Below are 7,251 nucleotides of genomic sequence, written 5' to 3' on the forward strand. Positions count from 1 at the left end.
ACGTCGCGATATGGGAATACCCGACTGCGAAACCCCTTAAAACCAAGTTTTAACAGTGGATAGAAGTTTATAATATTAAACTAATGGGAGCATAAGTGAAATGAAAACACTTCTCGGTACCAAAATTGGTATGACCCAAATCATCGGTGAAGATGGCGTAGCTACACCAATTACGCTAATTCAAGCCGGCCCCGTTACTGTAACTCAGGTTAAAACCGTAGAAACTGACGGTTATAACGCAGTACAGGTGGCATTTGGTGAGGGTAAGAACCTGAGCAAGGCCGTGGCTGGTCACACTAAACCAGCAGATGTAACTCCGAAACATATTCGTGAGTTCCGTGTCGAAGAGATTCCGGCAGATCTTAAAATCGGCACAAAAATTAATGTTGAAGCCTTTGGGCTTGGCGACTTAGTAAGCGTAACTGGAACTTCAAAAGGTAAAGGTTTCGCTGGTACAGTTAAACGCCATAATTTCAACACAAGTAAAAGCTCACACGGTGGTAACGGAAACGTACGACGTGTAGGATCAATTGGTTCAATGTACCCACAAAAAGTCTTTAAAGGTAAAAGAATGCCAGGACGTATGGGTCATGACCGTGTAACAGTTAAAAACTTAGTTGTTGCATATATTGACGTAGAGAACAACCTAATCGGTCTTAAAGGTGCTGTACCTGGACCTAAAAAAGGTTTAGTAAGTATTGGAGGTAAAGCATAATGGCTGAAAAAACAACATTGCCAAAGAGCGTTTTTGCAGTTGAAGTTCGTAATCATGAACTTTTAAAGCTTGCCTATGACGCTTACTTAGCAAATAATCGCCTAGCATCTGCAACTACAAAACAACGTGGTGAAGTGCGTGGTGGTGGTAAAAAACCATGGAGGCAAAAAGGTACAGGACGCGCACGATTTGGTTCTATTCGTAACCCAATTTGGCGTGGCGGTGGTATTGTTTTTGGACCACGTGGTAACGAAAACTATACTAAAAAAATTAGCAAAACTTCAAAACGTGTAGCTCTTCGCCAAGCGTTAACAGTTAAAGCTGAAAAAGTATTAGTTGCTGATATTAAAACAACTGGTAAAACTGCCGAAGTTGCAAAATTCTTAAAAGATAACAAATTGAATCGTCGTATTCTAATTGTTGCTGAAAAGACAGAAGAATTAATTCGTGCAACAAATAATATTCAAGAAGTATTGTTGGTTTCTCCAATGTATCTAAATGTATTCGATATTATGAATGCTGACAACATTGTAATTGAACCAAAAGCTCTTGAAGTGATTGAAAGCTGGTTAGGAGGAGAAAAATAATGGCTATTAAACCTATTACTCCACGAGCAACTGAGAAAGCTTATGCTCAGACTACAACAAAAAATATTTACGTATTTAATGTGCCACTTAATTTGAATAAAAACCAAATTAAAGAAGCAATTGAAGCTGAATTCAGCGTTACTGTAACTGGCGTACGAACAGTAGTTCAAGCTGGTAAGGTAAAAAGAATTAACAAATCGCTAAATCCAAAGCGATATGTTGCGGGTACAACAACCCAAAAAGATATTAAGAAGGCTTATGTTTCTCTAAAAGAAGGCGATAAAATTGCTATCTTTGAAGAAAATACAGCTGAGACTGAGGAGAAGAAGTAATGGCTATCAAAAAGTATAACCCAACAACTCCTGCTCGTCGTGGTATGACCACTGAAGATTACAGTGAAATTACAACTAAAAAACCACTAAAAAGCCTGTTAAAAGCAAAAAAGCAAAATGCTGGACGAAATAACTCAGGACGTATTACAGTTCGTCACCGTGGTGGTGGAGTAAAAAGACATTACCGTTTAGTTACTCATAAACTACCAACAGGATTAACTTTAACTGTTCGTGAAATTGAGTACGATCCAAACCGAAGTGCTAGAATTGCTCGTGTGCAAGACCAAAATGGTAAATTCTACTATGTATTGGCTGACACTTCAATGGTGCAGGGTAAAGTATTCCAAACAGGTAAGACTGATATTGAAATTGAAGCTTCTAACCGAATGCCTCTATCTGAAATACCAGTAGGTTCATTGATTTATGCAATTGAAATTACTGCAGGTAAAGGTGCTCAAATGGTTCGCTCAGCTGGTGCTAAAGCACAACTTATGGCTAAAGAAGGCGAATATGCGCAGGTTAAATTACCATCTGGTGAAGTGCGTAAGTTCCGTCTTGAGTGCGAAGCTACAATCGGTACTGTTGGTAATATTCAACACCAAAACGTTAAAATCGGTTCAGCTGGACGCAACCGTCGTAAAGGTATTCGCCCAACTGTACGTGGTGTAGTAATGAATGCTGTAGATCACCCTCATGGTGGTGGTGACGGTGGACGCCATGGTATTGGACGTGCAACACCAAGAACTCCTTGGGGTCAACCAACACTTGGCTATAAGACACGCCGACGTAAGAGTACTAATAAATTTATCGTGAAGAGTCGTCACGAAGCTAAGAGGAGAAAATAAATGAGTCGTTCACTTAAAAAAGGTCCGTTTATCGACTTCAAGCTTGCTAAAAAAATAGCAGCTCTTGGCGTAGATGACCGTACTGTAATTAAGACTTGGGCACGTGCATGTACTATTACTCCAGAAATGGTTGGTAGAACAATTGCTGTGCATAACGGTAGACTACATGTTCCTGTATATATTTCAGAAAACATGGTAGGTCACAAACTTGGTGAATTTGCACCAACACGTAAATTCCGCAAACACGGTGGAAAGGATAAGAAATAATGGCTAATGTAACAACAAGAGCTTACATCAAAGGTATTGGTCAAACACCACGAAAAGTTTCTATTGTAGCTAGCTTGGTACGTGGACGTACAGTAGCTGATGCATTAGTTATTCTTGACCATACACCACGCCGAAGTGCATTAGTGGTTAAAAAAGCTATTGAATCTGCAGCTGCAAATGCTAAAAACAATGATAATGCAGACCCTAAAACATTAGTTATTACTACATTATCAGTAACAGCTGGTGCTAGATTGAAAAGATTCAAACCACACATGCGTGGAATGGCTTTACCTTTCCAGAAGAAAACAAGCAACATTTTAGTTGAAGTTTCTGGTAAAGTTAAAGAGAAAAAAGCTCCTGCTAAAAAAGCAGAAGTAAAGAAAACAACTGCTAAGAAAGCAGAAAAGGAGAGCAAGTAATGGGACAAAAAGTAAATCCAATTAGCTTCCGTTTGCAAGCTCATAAAAAATGGGACTCACGATGGTTTGCTCCTAAAAAAGATTTTGCTAAATTCTTAATTGAAGATGACAAAATTCGCAACGCTATTGAGAAACGTTTTGCTTCTCGCCCAACAATTGATAGGGTAGAAATTGAACGAACAGAAAACCTAATAACAATTGCTATCCACACTGCTAAAGCTGGTGTAGTAATTGGTAAAGGTGGGGCTGGCGTGCAAGAACTTAAAGCTCAACTTGAAAAACTAGTTAGCTTACCAGTACGAATTAACATTGAAGAAGTTCGTCGCCCTGAACTATCAGCTAAATTAGTTGCTGAGAATATTGCACACCAACTAGAACGCCGAATTAACTTCCGTCGTGCTGTAAAAATGGCTTTGCAAAATGTAATGCAAGCTGGTGCTAAAGGTGTACGTATTGAGGTTGCAGGACGTTTGAATGGTGCTGAAATGAGCCGTCGCGAGAAATTCTCTGAAGGTTCAGTACCTCTACATACAATTCGTGCAGACATTAACTACCATGGCGCAAGAGCTCAAACAGCTGCTGGTGTTATTGGTGTTAAAGTTTGGATTAATAAAGGTGAAAGGAACGACTAATGGCTATTTTATTACCAAAGAAAACCGCTCACCGAAAAGTTCGTAAAGGTAAAAACCCAGGTCGTGCTACACGTGGAAATACTGTTGCATTTGGTGATTACGGTTTAATGAGCCTTGAAAATGAGCGAATTAATTCAAGACAGATCGAATCTGCTCGTACTGCCATGACACGTTACATCAAACGTGGTGGACAAGTTTGGATTCGTATCTTCCCTCACACACCAGTTACTCGTAAACCACAAGATGTGAAAATGGGTAGTGGTAAGGGAAACCCAGAATTCTTTGTGGCTAAAGTTAAAGCAGGAACAATACTATTCGAAATGAATGGTGTTTCTGAAGAAGTTGCACGTGAAGCTATGCGACTAGCAGGTCACAAATTACCAGTTAAAGTTAAATTCGTAAAGAAAGGTGAAATCTAATATGGCGACTACAATGACAGGTGTTGTTTCTAGCGCAAAAGCTAACAAAACTATCACCGTAACAGTAACTAGCCGTGAAACACACCCAATTTACGGTAAACAATACACTGTTACACGAAAATATACAGCTCATGATGAATTAAATGAAGCTGGTGAAGGCGATAAAGTTATTATTAAAGAAACTCGCCCAATTTCTAAAACTAAGAAATTTACTCTAGTTGAAGTGGTTGAAAAAGCTCGTGGTAGTGTAGAATTGAAAGAGGAGGCTTAAATGATTCAACAAGAGTCCCGTCTTAAAGTAACAGATAACAGCGGTGCAAAAGAAATTCTATGTATTCGTGTACTTGGTGGTAGCAAAAGACGTTATGCACGTGTTGGCGACATCATTGTAGCTACAGTTAAAGATGCTAACCCTACTGGAAATATCAAGAAAAAATCAGTTGTAAAAGCTGTTGTAGTGCGTACAAGAAATCAAATTCATAGAAAAGATGGTTCAACTATCTGTTTTGATGATAACGCAGCAGTAATTATCGGTGAAGATAAATCACCAAAAGCTACTCGTGTTTTCGGACCAGTGCCACGTGAATTACGTGACCTTGGCTACAACAAAATCATTAGCTTAGCACCGGAGGTACTATAATTATGGCTATCAATGGAATAGTAAAAGGTGATACTGTTGTAATCATCAGTGGTAAAGACAAAGGTGTAACTGGCGAAGTTGTTAAAGTTCTTCCTAAGAAAAATGCAGTATTAGTAGAAGGCGTTGGCAAGAAACATCGCCATGTAAAACCAAATCAATTAAACCCACGTGGCGGAGTTAAGGAAATTCATGTTCCTACTCCTGCTCACAAAGTTAAAAAAGTAGAAGCTAAAAGCGCTAAAAAATCAAGCAAAAAAGGAGATAAATAATGGCTAAAACTACTGTTTATGTTCCACGCTTGAAAAATCTTTACAAAGATCAATTTGTAAAAGAATTACAAAGCGAACTAGAGCTAACAAATATTCACCAAGTTCCAAAGCTTGAAAAAATTGTTGTTAGCGTTGGAACAGGTAAGAAAAAAGAAGACAAACGTTTTCAAGATTTAGTAGCAAACACTATTACTAAAATTACTGGTCAAAAACCTGTTGCTCGTCTTGCTAAAAAGTCTATTGCGACTTTCAAAATTCGTGCAGGAATGGGTGCACCAGTTGGACATAGCGTAACATTAAGAGGTGATAGAATGTATGAATTCTTAGATCGTCTTGTAAATGTTAGCTTACCACGTGTACGTGACTTTCACGGCGTTGGTGCTAAAGGTTTTGATAAAAGTGGTAACTATAATTTAGGAATTGTTGAACAATCAATCTTTCCTGAATTGAACTTTGAAGAAACTCAAATTCTTCATGGTCTACAAGTTACTTTTGTAATTAAAAATCAAGATGTTTCTCATAGCCGAGCTTTACTAGAAAAATTCGGTATTCCATTTGAGAAGAAAGGTGGAAAAGCTTAGTATGGCTAAGAAATCAATGATTGCAAAAGATCTAAAGCGTAAAAAAATGATCGAAAAATACGCTGCTAAGAGAGCAGAACTAAAAGCTGCTGGAGACCAAGAAGCATTGCAAAAGCTTCCTCGTAACTCTAGTCCAACACGTCATAAAAACCGTGACAACTTCGATGGAAGACCACGTGGATATATGCGACGTTTTGGAATGAGTCGTATAACATTTAGAATTAAAGCTTCCAAGGGTGAAATCCCTGGTGTAACAAAGAGCAGTTGGTAAGAAAGGAGAAATACGAAAATGTCATTACAATCAACAGACCCAATCGCTGACCTTCTTACCCGTATTCGTAATGCGGCTCTAGTTGGTAAAAACGAAATTCGTGTTCCAAGCTCAAAAATTAAAAAAGTTGTAGCCGAAGAACTTGCTAAAGCGAATTACATTGAAGCTGTAAATGTAGAATCTGCCAGCCCACGAGATATTCTTATTGTTACCATCAATAAAGAAGGTGAAGCTGTAAGATTTAACGAATTAACAAGAATGAGTAAACCCGGACGACGTATGTATGTTGGCGTAGAAGAAATTCCACGCGTAAAATCTGGTCGGGGTATGGTGATTCTTTCAACTTCAAAAGGTGTTATGAATGGCTTTGAAGCTAAAAAACAACGCCTTGGTGGTGAATTACTACTTAAAGTTTGGTAATCATAAACCTTAAAATAAAAAAGAGCTCCTATATTAGGGGCTCTTTTTTATAGTTTGATAATATCCTACAAATAGTATAAAATAGAATTATCATTTGTCAAAATATACCTTATTATTTTAGCTTATGAAGAAATTTTATATGGAGGTGGTTTCAATGATGGAATCATATATGGATAATGAAGTACTGCAGGATAGTATTATGGGTTTTAATAGAATATTTAAAAAATATAATACTAATTTCGCTAATGAAATAGAGCAAGCCAGAGAAGTGGTTAAAGAAAGAAGAGGTTCTTCTACTTTAGTTTTTATAGTGGTCTGTTCTTTATTTAGCTTAATAATAGCTATACTATCGGTTTTTATGTTTGGCTGGTGGGCTATACTAGTTTTAATAACATCTTGTATTACTACTTTAATTATTATAATTACTTGTAATGCAATAGTTTCTAGTAAAGGTATTTTAATTACTTATTCTATTTGTGAGAATAAGATAGTTAGGTGCTATCATGATGCTAGAATATGTGATAGTGAAGAGCTAGCTAAAAATACTATTGCAAGCATAACAATAAATCAAGAAAACCAAGGAATGTTAGCTTTAAATCAACATAATCAGACAATTATTAAAAATAAATTTATTACTGATATGTGCAAAGTAAGTACTATAGTGCATTCAATAAATACTATGTACTTATTGTTATTACTTACAATAATACTATTAATGACTACTAATTATTTATTAGGTAGTACGGCTTTAATAGGCTTATCTATACTAGTAGCTGTAATATATTCTATTTATGTAGTATATACTTATAATAGATATTTATATTATAATAAGTTATCTAATTCATATATTAACT

Annotated in this window: 15 protein-coding genes; all 15 read left to right on the plus strand. The window is 36.9% G+C overall.

Translation table 11 applies throughout. The features are described from left to right. The first annotated feature begins 100 nt into the window (after positions 1-100). Positions 101-715, plus strand: a complete 615-nt coding sequence (gene rplC / locus G6CMJM_RS02320; protein ID WP_129718870.1) for a 50S ribosomal protein L3 — start codon at positions 101-103, stop codon at positions 713-715. Continuing rightward, the gene (rplD, locus tag G6CMJM_RS02325; RefSeq protein ID WP_129718871.1) at positions 715-1,302 is read left to right on the plus strand and encodes a 50S ribosomal protein L4; all 588 of its coding nucleotides are present in this window, start codon (positions 715-717) and stop codon (positions 1,300-1,302) included. Before rplC ends, rplD begins: the two co-directional genes overlap by 1 nt. Continuing rightward, complete coding sequence (locus G6CMJM_RS02330; protein WP_129718872.1) at positions 1,302-1,634, plus strand: 50S ribosomal protein L23; 333 nt, start codon at positions 1,302-1,304, stop codon at positions 1,632-1,634. The genes rplD and G6CMJM_RS02330 overlap by 1 nt, the downstream gene beginning before the upstream one ends. After that, positions 1,634-2,479: a 50S ribosomal protein L2 gene (gene rplB / locus G6CMJM_RS02335; RefSeq protein ID WP_129718873.1), complete on the plus strand. Its 846-nt coding sequence runs from the start codon at positions 1,634-1,636 to the stop codon at positions 2,477-2,479. The genes G6CMJM_RS02330 and rplB overlap by 1 nt, the downstream gene beginning before the upstream one ends. Next, on the plus strand, positions 2,480-2,746 hold the full coding sequence (rpsS, locus tag G6CMJM_RS02340) for a 30S ribosomal protein S19 (RefSeq protein ID WP_129718874.1): 267 nt from the start codon (positions 2,480-2,482) through the stop codon (positions 2,744-2,746). It abuts the gene before it with no gap. Continuing rightward, positions 2,746-3,165 carry a 50S ribosomal protein L22 gene (rplV, locus tag G6CMJM_RS02345; RefSeq protein WP_129718875.1) on the plus strand — a complete coding sequence of 140 codons (420 nt, stop codon included), beginning with the start codon at positions 2,746-2,748 and terminating at the stop codon, positions 3,163-3,165. Before rpsS ends, rplV begins: the two co-directional genes overlap by 1 nt. Then, the gene (gene rpsC / locus G6CMJM_RS02350) at positions 3,165-3,797 is read left to right on the plus strand and encodes a 30S ribosomal protein S3 (RefSeq protein WP_129718876.1); all 633 of its coding nucleotides are present in this window, start codon (positions 3,165-3,167) and stop codon (positions 3,795-3,797) included. Before rplV ends, rpsC begins: the two co-directional genes overlap by 1 nt. A gap of 5 nt (positions 3,798-3,802) precedes the next feature. After that, positions 3,803-4,216, plus strand: a complete 414-nt coding sequence (rplP, locus tag G6CMJM_RS02355; RefSeq protein WP_129718884.1) for a 50S ribosomal protein L16 — start codon at positions 3,803-3,805, stop codon at positions 4,214-4,216. Position 4,217: 1 nt separating this feature from the next. Then, the gene (gene rpsQ, locus G6CMJM_RS02360) at positions 4,218-4,487 is read left to right on the plus strand and encodes a 30S ribosomal protein S17 (RefSeq protein ID WP_129718877.1); all 270 of its coding nucleotides are present in this window, start codon (positions 4,218-4,220) and stop codon (positions 4,485-4,487) included. Beyond that, complete coding sequence (rplN, locus tag G6CMJM_RS02365) at positions 4,488-4,856, plus strand: 50S ribosomal protein L14 (protein WP_129718878.1); 369 nt, start codon at positions 4,488-4,490, stop codon at positions 4,854-4,856. A 2-nt stretch (positions 4,857-4,858) separates the two neighbouring features. Then, positions 4,859-5,125 (plus strand): 50S ribosomal protein L24, encoded by a 267-nt coding sequence (gene rplX / locus G6CMJM_RS02370; protein ID WP_129718879.1) that lies wholly within the window; start codon positions 4,859-4,861, stop codon positions 5,123-5,125. Continuing rightward, on the plus strand, positions 5,125-5,706 hold the full coding sequence (gene rplE, locus G6CMJM_RS02375; RefSeq protein ID WP_129718880.1) for a 50S ribosomal protein L5: 582 nt from the start codon (positions 5,125-5,127) through the stop codon (positions 5,704-5,706). Before rplX ends, rplE begins: the two co-directional genes overlap by 1 nt. Position 5,707: 1 nt before the next feature. Beyond that, positions 5,708-5,977 (plus strand): 30S ribosomal protein S14, encoded by a 270-nt coding sequence (gene rpsN / locus G6CMJM_RS02380; protein WP_129718881.1) that lies wholly within the window; start codon positions 5,708-5,710, stop codon positions 5,975-5,977. Between the two features lie 18 nt (positions 5,978-5,995). Beyond that, a complete protein-coding gene (rpsH, locus tag G6CMJM_RS02385) occupies positions 5,996-6,397 on the plus strand; it encodes a 30S ribosomal protein S8 (RefSeq protein WP_129718882.1) in 402 nt (133 codons plus the stop codon). A 154-nt stretch (positions 6,398-6,551) separates the two neighbouring features. Beyond that, positions 6,552-7,251 (plus strand): hypothetical protein (locus tag G6CMJM_RS02390; RefSeq protein ID WP_129718883.1); only part of this gene is annotated, 700 nt, incomplete at its 3' end.

The sequence above is a fragment of the Candidatus Nanogingivalis gingivitcus genome (genome assembly GCF_004151455.1).
GTDB lineage: Bacteria > Patescibacteriota > Saccharimonadia > Saccharimonadales > Saccharimonadaceae > Nanogingivalis > Nanogingivalis gingivitcus.